This is a genomic window from Allobosea sp., from assembly GCF_017308075.1.
Lineage (GTDB): Bacteria > Pseudomonadota > Alphaproteobacteria > Rhizobiales > Beijerinckiaceae > Allobosea.
The window spans coordinates 1-14,653 of the sequence record NZ_JAFKFX010000050.1; the positions used below are offsets into that span (position 1 = coordinate 1).

16 protein-coding genes are annotated in these 14,653 nt (G+C 67.2%); 5 read left to right on the forward strand and 11 right to left on the reverse strand.

Going from position 1 to position 14,653, the window contains the following annotated elements:
• Nucleotides 1-60: 60 nt before the first annotated feature.
• The gene (locus J0J10_RS24370) at nucleotides 61-243 is read right to left on the reverse strand and encodes a hypothetical protein (protein WP_291649927.1); all 183 of its coding nucleotides are present in this window, start codon (nucleotides 241-243) and stop codon (nucleotides 61-63) included.
• A gap of 115 nt (nucleotides 244-358) precedes the next feature.
• Here J0J10_RS24370 and J0J10_RS24375 point away from each other — a divergent pair, with 115 nt between their 5' ends.
• Nucleotides 359-1,840, forward strand: coding sequence for a protein adenylyltransferase SelO (locus tag J0J10_RS24375; protein WP_291649929.1), 1,482 nt, complete (start codon nucleotides 359-361; stop codon nucleotides 1,838-1,840).
• An 88-nt stretch (nucleotides 1,841-1,928) separates the two neighbouring features.
• On the opposite strand, the gene J0J10_RS24380 is transcribed toward J0J10_RS24375, so the two are convergent.
• Genes J0J10_RS24380 through J0J10_RS24405 form a run of 6 tightly spaced genes read right to left on the reverse strand, consistent with a single transcriptional unit; the run spans nucleotide 1,929 to nucleotide 7,381 of the window.
• On the reverse strand, nucleotides 1,929-2,381 hold the full coding sequence (locus J0J10_RS24380) for a hypothetical protein (RefSeq protein WP_291649931.1): 453 nt from the start codon (nucleotides 2,379-2,381) through the stop codon (nucleotides 1,929-1,931).
• A gap of 29 nt (nucleotides 2,382-2,410) precedes the next feature.
• Entirely contained in the window at nucleotides 2,411-3,019 is a 609-nt protein-coding gene (locus tag J0J10_RS24385; RefSeq protein ID WP_291649933.1) for an ABC-type transport auxiliary lipoprotein family protein, read from the reverse strand.
• A 4-nt stretch (nucleotides 3,020-3,023) separates the two neighbouring features.
• Nucleotides 3,024-4,157, reverse strand: coding sequence for an MlaD family protein (locus J0J10_RS24390; protein ID WP_291649935.1), 1,134 nt, complete (start codon nucleotides 4,155-4,157; stop codon nucleotides 3,024-3,026).
• A gap of 9 nt (nucleotides 4,158-4,166) precedes the next feature.
• Complete coding sequence (locus J0J10_RS24395; protein ID WP_291649937.1) at nucleotides 4,167-4,979, reverse strand: ABC transporter ATP-binding protein; 813 nt, start codon at nucleotides 4,977-4,979, stop codon at nucleotides 4,167-4,169.
• 35 nt (nucleotides 4,980-5,014) lie between these two features.
• The gene (locus J0J10_RS24400; RefSeq protein WP_291649939.1) at nucleotides 5,015-6,160 is read right to left on the reverse strand and encodes an ABC transporter permease; all 1,146 of its coding nucleotides are present in this window, start codon (nucleotides 6,158-6,160) and stop codon (nucleotides 5,015-5,017) included.
• A 6-nt stretch (nucleotides 6,161-6,166) separates the two neighbouring features.
• A complete protein-coding gene (locus J0J10_RS24405; protein WP_291649941.1) occupies nucleotides 6,167-7,381 on the reverse strand; it encodes an MFS transporter in 1,215 nt (404 codons plus the stop codon).
• Nucleotides 7,382-7,483: 102 nt separating this feature from the next.
• On the opposite strand from J0J10_RS24405, the gene J0J10_RS24410 reads away from it, so the two are divergent.
• Nucleotides 7,484-8,374 carry a hypothetical protein gene (locus J0J10_RS24410; protein ID WP_291649943.1) on the forward strand — a complete coding sequence of 297 codons (891 nt, stop codon included), beginning with the start codon at nucleotides 7,484-7,486 and terminating at the stop codon, nucleotides 8,372-8,374.
• Between the two features lie 18 nt (nucleotides 8,375-8,392).
• Here J0J10_RS24410 and J0J10_RS24415 read toward each other — a convergent pair whose 3' ends face one another.
• From J0J10_RS24415 to J0J10_RS24425, 3 genes are all read right to left on the reverse strand, one after another.
• On the reverse strand, nucleotides 8,393-9,277 hold the full coding sequence (locus J0J10_RS24415; protein ID WP_291649945.1) for an ABC transporter permease: 885 nt from the start codon (nucleotides 9,275-9,277) through the stop codon (nucleotides 8,393-8,395).
• Nucleotides 9,274-10,089 (reverse strand): ABC transporter ATP-binding protein, encoded by an 816-nt coding sequence (locus tag J0J10_RS24420; protein WP_291649947.1) that lies wholly within the window; start codon nucleotides 10,087-10,089, stop codon nucleotides 9,274-9,276. The genes J0J10_RS24415 and J0J10_RS24420 overlap by 4 nt, the downstream gene beginning before the upstream one ends.
• Nucleotides 10,090-10,253: 164 nt before the next feature.
• Nucleotides 10,254-11,282, reverse strand: a complete 1,029-nt coding sequence (locus J0J10_RS24425; RefSeq protein WP_291634106.1) for an ABC transporter substrate-binding protein — start codon at nucleotides 11,280-11,282, stop codon at nucleotides 10,254-10,256.
• 285 nt (nucleotides 11,283-11,567) lie between these two features.
• Between J0J10_RS24425 and J0J10_RS24430 the strand changes: the two genes are divergently transcribed.
• Nucleotides 11,568-12,365: a creatininase family protein gene (locus J0J10_RS24430; RefSeq protein WP_291649948.1), complete on the forward strand. Its 798-nt coding sequence runs from the start codon at nucleotides 11,568-11,570 to the stop codon at nucleotides 12,363-12,365.
• Between the two features lie 187 nt (nucleotides 12,366-12,552).
• On the opposite strand, the gene soxR is transcribed toward J0J10_RS24430, so the two are convergent.
• The gene (gene soxR / locus J0J10_RS24435; protein WP_291634102.1) at nucleotides 12,553-13,014 is read right to left on the reverse strand and encodes a redox-sensitive transcriptional activator SoxR; all 462 of its coding nucleotides are present in this window, start codon (nucleotides 13,012-13,014) and stop codon (nucleotides 12,553-12,555) included.
• 74 nt (nucleotides 13,015-13,088) lie between these two features.
• Between soxR and J0J10_RS24440 the strand changes: the two genes are divergently transcribed.
• Together J0J10_RS24440 and J0J10_RS24445 are read left to right on the forward strand one after the other, a co-directional pair.
• The gene (locus tag J0J10_RS24440) at nucleotides 13,089-13,643 is read left to right on the forward strand and encodes an NADPH-dependent FMN reductase (protein ID WP_291649950.1); all 555 of its coding nucleotides are present in this window, start codon (nucleotides 13,089-13,091) and stop codon (nucleotides 13,641-13,643) included.
• Between the two features lie 147 nt (nucleotides 13,644-13,790).
• Nucleotides 13,791-14,561 (forward strand): MBL fold metallo-hydrolase, encoded by a 771-nt coding sequence (locus J0J10_RS24445; protein WP_291634098.1) that lies wholly within the window; start codon nucleotides 13,791-13,793, stop codon nucleotides 14,559-14,561.
• The last annotated feature ends 92 nt before the right edge of the window (nucleotides 14,562-14,653 follow it).

The following is a 14,653-nucleotide window of genomic DNA, read 5'->3' on the forward strand; positions in this document are numbered from 1 at the left end:
TCGCCGCTGCCGCCCAGAACCTCAGGAAACTCGCAAAGCTCCTTCCGAACGGGCCACAGATCAGGGCCGCATGAGAAGGCGAGCCTCGATCGGCCAGATCCGCCGCCCGGCAGCAGCGCTCAAATGGCCGACTTTTTCAACGATATCGGTCGAGAGCGGAAAGTCCCGCCACGGCGGTCGACCCACCTCCGATGCAGAATAGCCGATGATCGGCGCGCTACGGCCAATCATCGCCTTGGCCATGCCGCAACGCTTTGCGACACGCAGGCCCCACGCCTTCTTCTTGCCAGCGGCTAGCGCTGGCAGCGCGCGGGCGCCGTCCCTTTGCGAAGCCGATAGCCCGGACTATCTACGAGCAATGAGCAGGATCGCTTTCGACAACTCCTATGCGCGGCTTCCCCCGCGCTTTTTCGCCTCAGTCGAGCCGACGGCAGTCAGCGCGCCGCGCCTCATCAAGCTCAACGAGGCGCTGGCGACGGAGCTCGGCCTCGACCCGGCCTGGCTGAGCAGCCCACAGGGCGTTGCGATGCTGGCTGGCAACAGCCTCGTCGAGGGGGCAATGCCGATCGCGACCGCCTATGCCGGACACCAGTTCGGTGGCTTCAACCCGCAGCTCGGCGACGGCCGCGCCATCCTGCTCGGCGAAGTGGTCGACCGCGAGGGCCGCCGTCGCGACATCCAGCTCAAAGGCGCGGGCCCGACGCCGTTCTCGCGCCGGGGAGACGGCCGGGCGGCGCTCGGGCCGGTTCTGCGCGAGTACATCGTCGGCGAGGCGATGGCGGCACTCGGCATCCCGACGACGCGGGCGCTCGCGGCAGTGCGGACGGGGGATTGGGTCAGACGGGAGCGTCCCCTGCCCGGCGCCATCCTGACGCGCGTCGCCGCCAGCCATATCAGGATCGGCACCTTCCAGTTCTTCGCGGCACGCGGCGACGCCGAGGGCCTGCGCGTGCTCGCGGACCACGCGATCGCCCGGCACTATCCGGATTGCGCCGACAACGAGGCGCCCTATCTCCGTCTGCTCGAGGCCGTCATCGCGGCGCAGGCCGCGCTCGTCGGGCAATGGCTGCTGATCGGCTTCATCCACGGCGTCATGAACACCGACAACATGTCGATCGCCGGCGAGACCATCGATTACGGGCCGTGCGCCTTCATGGACAGCTATGATGCCGGCACGGTGTTCAGCTCGATCGACGAGCATGGCCGCTACGCCTATGGCAACCAGTCGGCGATCGCGCGCTGGAACCTGACCCGCTTCGCCGAGGCGCTGCTGCCCCTGCTGGCCGAGGATGTCGATCAGGCGATTCCGATCGCGCAGGCGGCGCTCGACCGCTTCGAGCCCCTGTTCCAGCGCGGGCTCGTCACCGGCTTCCGCCGCAAGCTCGGCCTCGCCACGGAAGAGCCCGAGGACATCGAACTGATCAGGACGCTGCTGGAAACGATGCAGCGCGGCAAGGCCGACTTCACTCTGACCTTCCGACGGCTTGGCCAGGACACCACCTCCCTCGCCGATGGCGAGGCCTGCCGCGACCTGTTCGAGACCCCCGCCGAATTCGATGGCTGGGAAAGCCGCTGGCGCCAGCGGCTGCAGAAGGAGGCGCTCGCGGCCGAGGCCGAGGCGCGTCGGGCGGCGATGCGCTCCGTCAATCCGCTCTTCATCTCGCGCAACCACCGTATCGAAGCGGTGATCCAGGCAGCTGAGGAACGGGACGACCTCGCCCCCTTCGAGGAACTGCTTTCCGTGCTGGCGAGGCCCTATGAGGAGCAGCCGGGGCGCGAGAGCTATGCCTTGCCGCCGGCCGCCCATGAGCGCGTTCTGGCGACTTTCTGCGGCACCTAGAGCACCTCCGCGATACCGGGCCGCGGAAATTCTCTATCCGTTTGTTTTATCGCCTTTTTCCTCACGCGAACCGGTACCCGCTTCGCACTCAATCTCGCGGCAGGAGGTCGACGCGCCGCAGGTCCTTGGCCCGCCCGAAGCTCTCGACGATCGCGCGCAGCTCCTCGCGTTCGGGAACAGGGAGCGCGACGCCGCCGACCCGGACGACCTGCCGCGTCGCGGGAACGATCTCGCGCCAGGCGTCTCCGGCGCGGACCGCGAAGCCGGCCATGAACTCGACGGGAAGCGGAGCACCGCCCCAGGAGAGATAGACCTCGGAGCGGAACCGGGGATGCGGCGCGGGAGCACGCAGTTCAAGACCGAGCTGGCGCGCGACGCGCCTCGCATCCGCGACGCTGGCCAGGATATCGACGTCGGCGACGTCGCTCACGCGCCCGCCATGCAAGGCGATGGCTGCGCTGGCGATGACCCACCACGGCTCCCGTGCGACGGCCATGATGCCGGCGGCGGCGGCGAGCGTCTCGTGCAGGGCCTTGGGCAAGACGACAGGCGCCGCCCCACGCATCGGTGTCAGCCGCGGCCGGCCCAGCGCACGATCTCGATCAGCACCTGCGACAGCGCCTTGTCGAGCGCATGGGCCGCGGCAGCCCCGTCGGCCGTGCCGGCCGGCACCCGCGCCGAGAACAGCTTGGCCCGCTGGATCTTGCCGGTGCGGTCGCCGACCAGCTTGGCGGTGATCTCGACCACGGCCTGGCCGCTCGCGGCATAGATGTTGAAGCTGCGAATGTCGGTGTTGAGCTGGACATCCGGCACCATGCGCTCGCCCGGCCGGCTGACCGCAGCGATCCGGCTGCCGTTCTCGAAGGTCTGGATCAGCCGGGTCTGGACCAGCCGCGGCACGCGGTCGGCCCATTGCGCGCTGCCGAGGAAGGACAGCGCGCCGGCGGAATCCTTGACGATGAGCCGATCGGAATCGAGAGCCTGCACCGTTGTCGGCTCGGCGACGACGAGGGCCGCCTGCGAGCCGCCGACGCGGCCGAAATCACGCGGCGCCGAGAGATCGAAGGTCGTCGGTGTCGGGCCGCCGCCGCAGCCTGCCAGCAGCAGGGCGACCGCGATCGCGCCGGAAGCGGCACGCGCGCGAGCGGAGAGCGACGAAAGCGGGCTGGGCATCAGCATCGAACTAGCGCGATCCACCATATTGGGGAAGCGGCGGGCGACCGCCGAAGATGAACTGCTGGGGATTACGCTCGAAGCTGCGCAAAGTTCGGTTCACTTCGGAGAGAGTCCGCTTGCCGTCGGACGCCAGCGTTTCCAGATCGCGCAGGCCGGGGCCGGTGAAGCGGTTGATCCCGGTGGTGATCTCGGCCGTGCGCTTGTCGAGATTGTCGGCGAGGACGCGAATCGACTTTGCGGCATTGCCGACCTCGGCGAGAGCACCCTGCCCGTCCTCGGCATTAAGGAAGGACTGCGCTGCCTTGAGCACGCCTTCGACCTGATCGGCAGCCCGGTTGAGCTTCTCGGTGATCGAGGCGACATCGCTAACCACCTTCGAAACGTCGTTGCTGGAGCCGCCGAGGGCCGCGGTGAACTTGTCGATATTATTGATAATGTTGGAGATCTTCTGGTCGTCGACCGAGCGGACAACCTCCGTCAGCTCTTCGCTGAGCACGCCGAGCTTCTGCGTCAGCGGCGAGATCGTCTCGGCGATCTGCCCGAAGCTCGCCATCAGCTTGTCGATGCCGTCGGCGTTATTCCCGAGAGCCGCCGAGAACTTCTCGACGTTGCGAACGGTGTTGGTGATCGAGCCGGAATTCTCCTTGATCAGGCCATCCAGGCTGCCGAGCACCTCGTCCGCCTTCTGCGCGACATTGCGCACGGATTCGATGATGTCCTGGAACTCCGAGCGGTCGGCGTAGATCGTCGGCAGCGCCTCGCCCTGCTTCGCCTGGAGAACCGGCGCATCCTGCTGGCCGCCGATCAATTGCAAGGCGACCACGCCGGCCAGCCCCTGCGCCTCGATGCGGGCCCGCGTGTCGATCCGCAGCGGGGTTGTGTTCTCGACCTCGATCACCCCGTAGATGCGACTGGGGTCGTCAGGCTGGAGCCCGATCTGCTTGACCTCGCCGACGCGCAGGCCGTTGAAGAGCACGCTCGAACCGCGCGCCAGCCCGGTCACCGACCCCGTGAAGATCACCCGGACGTCCTGCTTGCGGCCGGAGCCGCCGCTGCCGAACCAATAGACGAAGCCGAACATCGCCGCGATCACTGCGAGCGTGAAAAGACCGACCAGAGCATAGTTGGCGCGAGACTCCATGTTGCTCCGTCAGGTCCTCATACTGTCTTGCGGCAATCGGGCCCGGGCCCGCTCGCCGCCGAAATAGGCTTTCAGCCAGGGATGGTCGCAGGCCAGCATGTCAGCGAGCGAACCGACCGCGATGACACGCTTATCCGCCAGGGCGGCTATTCTGTCGCACGCAACGAAGAGACTGTCCAAATCATGCGTTACCATGAACACGGTCAGTCCCAAAGTCTGCTTCAGCGTCATGATCAGTTCGTCGAAATCGGCGGCGCCGATCGGGTCGAGTCCGGATGTCGGCTCGTCGAGGAACACGATCTCGGGGTCGAGGGCGAGCGCGCGGGCGAGTGCGGCCCGCTTGATCATGCCGCCGGAGAGCTCCGAGGGCGTCTTGTCGGCGGCGTCCGGCGGCAGGCCGACCATCTCGATCTTGAGCATGGCGAGCTCGTCGAGCAGCTTCGGCGAAAGCTTGAGATATTCCCGCATCGGCAGCTGGATGTTCTGCTTGACGCTCAGTGCCGAGAACAGCGCGCCATGCTGGAACATCACGCCGAAGCGCCGCTCGAGCGTCCGGCGGCCACGTGCGTCGAGCCGGTCGACATCCTCGCCGAAGACCTCGATCGTCCCGCGCTGCTTGCCGACGAGACCGAGAATGGTGCGCGTCAGCACCGATTTACCCTGCCCGGAACCGCCGACAAAGCCGAGAATCTCGCCGCGCATCACCTCGAGGTTCAAGCCATCCATGATGACCTTCTCGCCGAACGCGACCTTGAGATTGCACACGCGAATAACGGGCTCGCCGGCGCCGGCAGAGGCAGGCTCCCTCGCGGCCATAGGCATTGCCAGATCCCCCTGCTCCGCCATCGCCCTGCCCTTCAGAAACTGATCGAGGCGAAGAACATGGCGAAAAGCCCGTCGACGACGATGACCATGAAGATCGCCTTCACCACCGAGGCCGTGACCTGGCGCCCGAGCGATTCGGCCGAGCCCTTCACGGCAAGCCCTTCGATCGAGGCGATCAGGCCGATGACGAAGGCCATGAACGGCGCCTTGATGAGGCCGACAGCGAAATGCTGCCAGGTGATCACCGATTTCAGCCTGGCGAGAAAGGTGTCGGGGCCGATGCCCCCATAAAGCCAGGAGACGAGCCCGGCACCGACCAGCCCCGCCATCGCGGAGATGAAGGTCAGGATCGGCAGCGAGATCATCAGCGCCAGGATGCGCGGCACGACCAGGACCTCGATCGGCTCGAGCCCCATCACCCGCAGCGCATCGATCTCCTCGCGCATCTTCATCGAGCCGATCTCGGCGGTGAAGGCCGAGCCGGAGCGCCCGGCGACCATGATCGAGGTCAGGAGCACGGCAAGCTCGCGCAGGATCAGGATGCCGGTCAGGTTGACCACGAAAGCGGCGGCGCCGAACTGCTGCAGCTGGAAGATGCCCTGCTGCGCGACGATACAGCCGACCAGGAACGAAATCAGGATGATGATCGGCGCGCCGCTGAAGGCGATCAGCTCGATCTGGTTGATCAGGGACGGGCCGCGAAACTTGCGCGGCCCGAACAGCGCCCCGCCGCAGGCGATCATCACCTCGCCGAGAAAAACGGCGCCTCCGACCAGGTCACGGCCGAAATTGGTGATGGCCTTGCCGACATTGACGAGGACGGTGACCAGCCCGATCGGCTTACCCGGCGCCTTGTAGTCGGAGGAGCGCAGAGCGACCTCGCCCAGCAACACGCCGTGCTCGGGGCGGCGGCTGGCGAGCTCGACCTTCGCGCCACTGGTCTCGCCGATATCCTTGAGGCGGGCGAGGAGGTAGGCGCCGAGCGTATCGAGACGGGAAATAGCCGAGAGATCGAGCTGCGCCTGCCGGACCGCTGCGACGCGCTCGCCGATCTCGGCAACGAGCGCTTCCAGACGCGGAGCGCGATCGGCGCTCCAATTGCCGGTGAGCGCGACAGCCAGGACTCCGCCCTCATCGCGATAGACCGCTTGCGGTTCAGCGTCGTCGACGGCGGTCATGAGGGTTTACCGGCCTCTTGCGATCGAATCTGTCGCCCCCCGGCCTGTATCGCCGCGCAACCCCGCAATGGCAAGCGTCGCGAGCCCGGCCCCGACCAGCGCGACCGGAACCATGGCCAGGAAGACACCCGGGCCGAGAAGCCGGTAGAGATAGCCGGCGAGCACGGTCAGGGTTCCCATCGCCAGCGCACCGACAGCCACGAGACGCCCCTGCGCCGCCGCCCGGCGCGCCTCCGGAGCCAGAGCCGAGACCGCGGCGAGCGCGCCCAGATGCGCGCAGGCGAAGCTGACGCCGTGCAGGAGCTGGAGCCCGATGGTGAAGGCGAAACCGGGGTCGAAGGCCATCAGACCAAAGCGCAGCGCAGCCGCCATGGCGGCGATGACGGTCCAGCGCAGGCCGCCGACGCCACGGGCCGCAATGCCGCCGGCGAAGAGGAAGACGCCGATCTCGGCGACCACCGCGATGGCCCAGAGAAAGCCGATGCGCTCGTCGCTGAAGCCGAGACTGCGCCAGTGCAGCGAGCCGAAGGCATAGAGCGCGGCATGGGTGGCGTTGACGCAGGCCGCGGCCATGATGGCCAGCCAGAAACTGGTCGAGAAGCCGCGGATGGGCATATCCCGCCCGCTCGCCTCGGCCGCCGCCGCCGGGGGCGGCGGAGCCTGCAAGGCCGCCAGCGCCGCCATCAGGCTGCAGCCCGCGAGAACGAGCGGTATCGGCCAGGCACCATGGCGCGCCACGAGATAGCCTCCGGCGAGATTGCCGAGCACGAAGGTGACCGAGCCCCAGAGGCGGACCCGGCCATAGTCGCGCAGGCGGCCGGCGCGGACCTGGGTCGTGGTCAGGATGTCGGCGAGCGGCACGACGCCCGAGAGCGCGACCGCGGCGAGCGTGGTCACGAGCGCGATCGGAACCAGCCCTTCGAGCCTCGACAGCGTGTAATAGGCCGCTGCGGCACAGGCGTTCAGCAGCGCCAGCAGCAGAACCGGGGGGATGCGCCGGTCAGCAAGGCCGGTGATCCACGACGCCGCCAGGACGCGCACCAGGATGGGAACGGCGAGGACATAGCCGATCTCGACATCGCTCAGCCCCTTCGCGCCGAGCCAGACCGGGAAGAACGGCAGATAGAAGCCGATGCCGACGAAGTTCAGCCCGTGCATCAGGGAGAGGCGCGCAGCAAGCCAGCGCCCGGAACCGAACCCGGAATATGGCGAGGAGGACATGGCCGTGGCAGCGATTTCTTAAAGAATCACCAGCAGATTGCCGGATGGCCATCTTCGATCGGCTCGACTCGATTTGACCAGCCCGTGGAGAGCAGCCTTGCCATGAGCGATGCGCGTTCGCTGACACCTCTGAGCGAAGTGGACTATGAAGCCATCTCGGCCGCGGTCATGGAAACCGGGCGCGGCCGCTGGTTCCTCGCGGAATACGCCAAGCGCAACCGCCAATCCGACACCGAGACGGTGCTCTCGGCCATTGGCCGGCTCGAACGGCTCCTGATTGCCCCTTCCGCCGTGCTCGAAGCCAATCTCGGCTTCCCGGATGCGGCGCGCGCGATCGCGGAATTGCGCGAGGATCTAGAACGCGTCGGCAGCGCGGCCCCGTCGCGGCTGTCAGGCCGGATCCAGGAGGCCGCCTCCGGTATCATCGGCGCCGCCGAAGCCATTCAGGAAGCGGCCTGGACGCTGCGCGAGAGCGGCGCAGCCCCCGATATCTGCGACAAGCTCGACCGTCGCGCCGCCGAGATCCACGGCGCCACGGCGACCGTCGAAGCGGCGGCGGACCAGATCGAGAAGATGACCGCCACCGTCGCCATGCTCGATTCCAGCCTGCGCGCCCTGGTCGAGGGCACGGCCGTTCCGCTCGAGGCCACGCCAGCCGCCGTGATCGTGGAAATCCCGGAGCCGCACCCCCCGCTGCAACTGCGCCAACCGCTCACCGATCCCGGCGATATCGACATCGTCGAAGTCGACACGCAAAGGCGCGCACCGCTGGCACAGGACGGGCCGCAGCCCGGCAGGCAGCGCCTGCGCCGGTTGGCCGGCCGTTCCATGGTCGACGAGGACATCGTCTTCAGCGATATCGGCGCGCCCGCGGAGGCGTTTCCCGCCGTGCCGCCGAGCAGCTCGGCGCGCCTCGAGATCAGCTATTCCGAGGCGGATCTGCGGGCGATCGGCTCGCTGCCGGTCGAGGAAAGGCTGCGTTTCTTCGCCTGAGCCGGCCGTTCCCGTCTTTCAGTTCTCGCGCTTCAGTGCGCTCTCGTGCCAGCGCCGCAGCAGGAGATGCGAGATCCAGCTCGTCGCCAGGAAGATCGCGACGCCCGTCAGCGAGATCATGATCAGCGCCGCGAAGACCCGCGGGATCTTGAGCTGGTAGCCGGACTCCAGGATGCGATAGGCCAGCCCCGAAGCGCTGCCGCCGGTGCCGGCGACGAATTCGGCGACGACCGCGCCGATCAGCGCCAGCCCGCCCGAGATCTTCAACCCGGCGAGGAAATACGGCAGGGCCGCCGGCAGCTTGAGAAAGCGCAGCGTCTGCCAGCGCGTGGCGCCATGCAGCTTGAAATAGTCGACGAGATTGTGGTCGGCCGAGTTCAGCCCGAGGATGGTGTTGGAGAGAATCGGGAAGAAGGCGACGATCCAGGCGCAGATCAAGAGCGAAAGATCGATATCGCCGGCCCAGATGATGATCAGCGGCGCGATCGCGACGATCGGCGTCACCTGCAGGATCACCGCATAGGGCAAGAGCGCCATTTCCAGCCATTTCGACTGGGTGAACAGCACGGCGAGCGTGACGCCGAAGAACACCGCCGCCGCCAGCGCCATGAAGGTGATGCGCAAGGTGATCCAGAGCGAGCCGGAAAGCGTCGACCAGTCCTCGACCAGCGTCTGCCCGATCAGCAGCGGCCCGGGCAGGACATAGGACGGCACCTCGTTCCAGCGGACGAGAAACTCCCAGAGCCCGAGCGCCAGGGCGCCGATGCAGAGCGGCGCCAGCAGGCGCGGCCAGGCGCTGGCCGGCAGGCCGAAGAGATGCGGCTCCCGATCGAGGACCGGGCGGGCCTCGGCATCGGTGCCGTCATGGGCCGGGGAGGCTGTGGCTGTGGCGGGGGCGCTCATGAGCCGATGGCCTCCTTGAGCCGGCCGGAAGCGAGCCTGCAGAGGCTGGCATAGTCGGCGGAGGTACGGAACAGATCGTCGCGCGGATAAGGCGCGTCGACCGCGAAATCGGCCATGACCCGGCCGGGGCGCGCCGCCATCACGACGATGCGCTGCGAGAGGTAGACCGACTCGAATACCGAATGGGTGACGAACACCGCGGTGAAGCGCTCCTTCCACCAGAGCTGGAGCAAGTCGTCGTTCAGGCGGTGGCGGGTGATCTCGTCGAGCGCGGCGAAGGGCTCGTCCATCAGCAGGATCTTCGGCCGCATCACCAGCGCACGGGCGATCGAAACGCGCATCTTCATGCCGCCGGAGAGCTCGCGCGGATAGGAGTTCTCGAAGCCCTTGAGGCCGACCAGAGCCAGCATCTCGGCGGCACGCTCGGCCGCCTCGCGCCTGGGAACATGCTTGAGTTTGAGCGGCAGCATGACATTGGCCAGAGCGTTGGCCCAGGGCATCAGCGTCGGGTCCTGGAAGACGAAGCCGAGATCGGGCCGCGCGCCCGCTGCGCCGTCCTGTCCGGCGCCACGCCATTCGATCGCGCCCGTGCTGGGGCTGGCGAGGCCGGCGATCATGCGCAGCAAGGTCGACTTGCCGCAGCCGGAGGGGCCGAGCAGGCTGATGAACTCGCCGGCGCCGAGGTCGAGATCGACATCGCGCACGGCGAGCGTGCCGTTGGCGAACTGCTTCGAGACCCGGCGGACGCTGACCAGCGGGCTTGTGCCGCTCGCCGATGCCGCCGGGGATGTGCTCAGATAGGCCGTGTCCAAAGCCTGATGGTCCAATCGCTTAGGGCTTGTCTGGAATGGCGATAACCCGGATGGGCCGCGGCGCAAAGCGCGCTGCGGTCATTCCGGGCTACCCATCCCCAGGAGGGTTCCCCGCACATCCGCCGGCGATGGCCGATGGCGGCGGAACCGGGCGGTCGCGACGATCAGGCCTTGCCGACGCCCTTGTTGACGAATTCCAGGCTGTAGGCCTTGCGGAAATCCACTCCGGCCGGAATGACCCCGGCCTGCGTCATGCTGTTGTAGAAGCGCTCCCAGCGCGCATCGGTCATGGCACCGATACCCAGAGTGAGCGCGTCGCCGGAGAGGACGATGCCGTTCTCGGTCATCGCCTTGAGGGCGTAGTCGAGCTTCTCCTGGTCGATATCCGGATTGTCCTTCAGGATCCGGGCATTGGCCGCGGCGATGCCCGGTCCGCCCTTCAGATACTCGGCCCAGCCCTCGAGCGAGGCGGTGACGAAGCGCTGGACCAGATCCTTCTTCTCGTCGACCATCTTCTTCGAGATGGTGATGGTGGTGTTGTAGTTCTCGAAGCCGGCATCGGCGAGGAGATGCACCACCGGCTCGACCCCGGCCTTGCGGATGGCGAAGGGCTCGGAGGAGAGGAAGCCCTGCTGTGAAAGCCGCTTATCCGCCAGGAAGGGCGCCATGTTGAAGGTGTAGGGCCGCACCTGCTCGTCGCGATAGCCGAATTTCAGCTTGAGGAAGGGCCAGAAAGCGACCCGGCCCTGCGCGCCGATCAGGATCGGCTTGTCCTTCAGGGCCGCGAGCGAATCATTGCCCTGGCCGGGATGCGAGATCAGGACCTGCGGGTCCTTCTGGAAGATCGAGGCGATGCAGAGGAAGGGAATGCCTTCCTTGGCGAAATGCAGCGCTTCCAGCGAATTGCCCATGATCATGTCGACGCGGCCGCCGAGCAGGAGCTGGGTCGGGTTCTGCTGCGGGCCACCCGGGCGGATGTCGACGTCGAGGCCGTACTTCTTGTAGATGCCGTTGGCGGCGGCGAGGTAGAAGCCGCCATGCTCGCCCTGGGCGCGCCAATTGGTCTGGTAGCTGACCTTGTCGAGCGTCTGCGCGTTGACGCGCGCGCCGGGAACCGGGATCAGCACCGAAGCGGCCGAACCACCGAGCAGACCGAGCGCGGCGCGCCGATCGAGGCGATACTTCATCGTCATGTCTGAAATCCCTTCCGCAACTGATGGTGGCGGCTCGCGGTGGGCGACGCACGAGCGCTGGGCTGCGACCGGCGGAGAATGCCCCCGGCTCAGCCGGCGCACAAGCGCCAGTCAGCGGCTTCGGCAGCGCTTGTCCATGCATGGCGGCGCCCGATCCGGCGCGATCCACAGCTAAGCCTTCGCGCCCTGCCTCGCTGCCATGGCGCAAAGGCGGGTTCCAGCGCGGTCTTTGCAATGTAGAAGACAGCGACGGGACCTGACCCGGCCTAGCGAGGACCAGACGAGATGAGCGCGCGCTTCTGGGGCGATCTGAAGACCACCGATTTCCAGGGTCTCTCGCCCGAAACCACCCTTGCCGTGCTGCCGCTGGCGGCGATCGAGCAGCATGGTCCGCATCTGCCCGTCTCGGTCGACACCACCGTGATGAACGCGATGCTGGCGCTGGCGATGCCGCAGGTTCCGGCCGGGCTCGACGTGCTCGTGCTGCCGACGCTGGCGATCTGCAAGTCGAACGAGCACCTGCACTCGCCGGGCACGCTCACCCTCTCCTGGGAAAGCGCGATCCGCAGCTGGATCGAGATCGGCGAGAGCGTGAAGCGCGCCGGGCTGCGCAAGCTAGTTCTCGTCACCTCGCATGGCGGCAATGTCGACCCGATGAAGGTCGTCGCCCGCGAACTGCGCGTCGCCCACGGCATGCTTGCCGTCTCGACCTCCTGGAGCAATTTCGGCCTGCCGCCGGGCCTGTTCGCGCCGCTGGACGCGCTGCACGGCATCCATGGCGGCGATGTCGAGACCGCGCTGATGCTGCATTTCCGGCCGGACCTCGTCGACATGAGCAAGGCCGGCCGCTTCGAGCCGCTGACGGTCGCCATGGCCGAGGACTACAAGTGGCTGCGTCCGACCGGGGCACACCCCTTCGCCTGGATGGCGCAGGACGTGAATCCGTCCGGCGCGGTCGGCGATGCCAGCCTCGCCACGGCCGAAAAGGGCAAGGCGACGGCCGAGTTCCAGGCGAAAGGCTTCGTGGAACTTCTGGCAGATGTCGCGAAATTCCCGCTGGAAAAGCTCTACAAGGCGGGCTGAACCCGTCTTTCCTGGGCGCTGCGTAAAGCGTCTAGACTCTCCGCACGACATTGCCCCAGCGCGTCATGCTCGCCCTTGGGGCGAGCATCCACGTCCTGAACGCCGTACTGCAAAAAGGCAGATGTGGATGGTCGGGACAAGCCCGACCATGACGGTAGCGCACGGCATCTGCGCCACCGCAGCAATCTCAATCCGGATCGAGCAGGCGCGGCCCCGGCCCCTGCTGACCGAGCTCGTCCCAGGGATTGTGGAGCGGACAGCTCTTCACCGAGAGGCAGCCGCAGCCGATGCAGTCGGTGAGATGGTCGCGCAGCCGGGTCAGGCGGTCGATCCGACGCTCCAGCTCGAGCTTCCACGCCGCGGAGAGTCGGCTCCAGTCCTCGGCCGTCGGGGTGCGTTCGGCCGGCAGGGTCTGGAAGGCCTCGCGGATGGTCTTGAGCGGAATGCCGGTGCGCTGGGCGACCTTGATGATCGCGACCCGGCGCAGGACCTCGCGCGCATAACGGCGCTGGTTGCCGGCGCTGCGGCGGCTGCGGATCAGCCCTTCCGCCTCGTAGAAATGCAGGGCCGAGACGGCAAGGCCGCTACGCCGCGCCACCTCGCCGACGCTCAGATCCTCCGCGAAAACCCTGCGTGCCTTTGCGACCACGGCGCTTGACCTCAACCTTAGTTGAGGTCTTATACGGTGTGCTCCGCTGGTTCGCCAGCCCAAGGAGCGCTCCCATGCATCGTCGGCTCACCCACTCCATCCACCTCGCCGTGATCTACGGCAGCTCCCGCGAAGGCCGCCTTTGCGACAAGATCGCCGGCTGGACTCTGGCGCAGGTCGAGGGCGAAGGCCCATTCTCGGTGGAAGCGGTCGATCCGGCCGCGCACGACCTCGCCGAGGTCAAGGCGAGGCTCGGCCGCGCCGATGCCTTCATCGTGGTGACGCCGGAATACAACCGGAGCTTTCCGGCGCCGCTGAAGGCGATCATCGATGATACCGGCCCCGAATGGCGCGGCAAGCCGGTCGCCTTCGTCTCCTATGGCGGTGTCTCGGGAGGCCTGCGGGCCGTCGAGCAGCTCCGGCTCGTCTTCGCCGAGCTGCATGCCGCGACGATCCGCGACGGCGTCTGCTTCGCCAATGCCTGGAACCAGTTCGACGAGGCAGGCCGGCTCGCCGATGCGGAACGGGCCGAACGGGCGATGGCGACGATGCTCGGGCAATTGCACTGGTGGGCGAGCGCCCTGCGCAGCGCCCGCAACAGCGTACCTTACGGGCAGTTCGCGGCCTGAGCGGCGGCTAGCACTCCATCCTGGGCCTGTCGAAATCCGAAACTAGCCTAACGCCGCGATGCAGTTTCCTTCACAAATCGGAACTGGTCGCGGCGCGGCTTTGGCGGAAGGATCGGCGGGGTCCGATCCTTCCGCCTAGGAACCGCCATGCAGCTTCAGCTCCTGCGCAACGCCCTGCTCAAGCTCACCTATGCCGGCAGGACGCTGCTGATCGACCCGGATCTGGGCTCGAAGCACAGCCGGCCTTCCTTCACCGGCCGCTCACAGAATCCGATGGTCGCTCTGCCGGAGCCGATCGAGAGCATTCTTGCCGGGGTCGAGCAGGTCATCGTTTCGCATCTGCATGCCGACCATTTCGACGCGGTCGCGAAGGAGCGCATTCCGAAGGAGCTGCCGCTGCTCTGCCAGCCCGGCGACGAGGCGGCGATCCGCCAGGCAGGCTTCGTCAATGTGACGCCGCTCGAGCATTTCCTGCGGCTCGGCCCGATCGTGATCACCCGGCAGCCGGCCCAGCACGGCACCGGTGCGGTGGTCGAAAAAATGGGGCCGGTGATGGGGCTGGTCTTCGAGGCGCCCGGCGAGCCGACGCTCTATTGGTGCGGCGACAGCGTGCTCTATCCGCCTTTGCGCGATGCCGTCGCGACGACCGCCCCCGACGTGATCGTCACCCATTCCTGCGGCGCGCAATGGGACGACACGCTGATCGTGATGGACGCGGAACAGACGCTGGAACTTTGCGAAGCACACCCCGAAGCCATCGTGATCGCAACCCATATGGAGGCGCTGGACCATGCGACGGTCGATCGCGCCACCCTGCGCCGGGCGGCCGAGGCGCGCGGCATCGGGGCAAAGCGGCTGCGTATCCCAGCCGATGGCGAGACGATCGCGATCAGCTGCCCGGCGCCGGCGGGCGCCTGAACAGAATTTTCGTCATCCCGGACAAGCCGCGCCAGCAACGCCGACGCGGGATCCATGCCTGAACCGTTCCGGCACGGATCCCGGGTCGGACT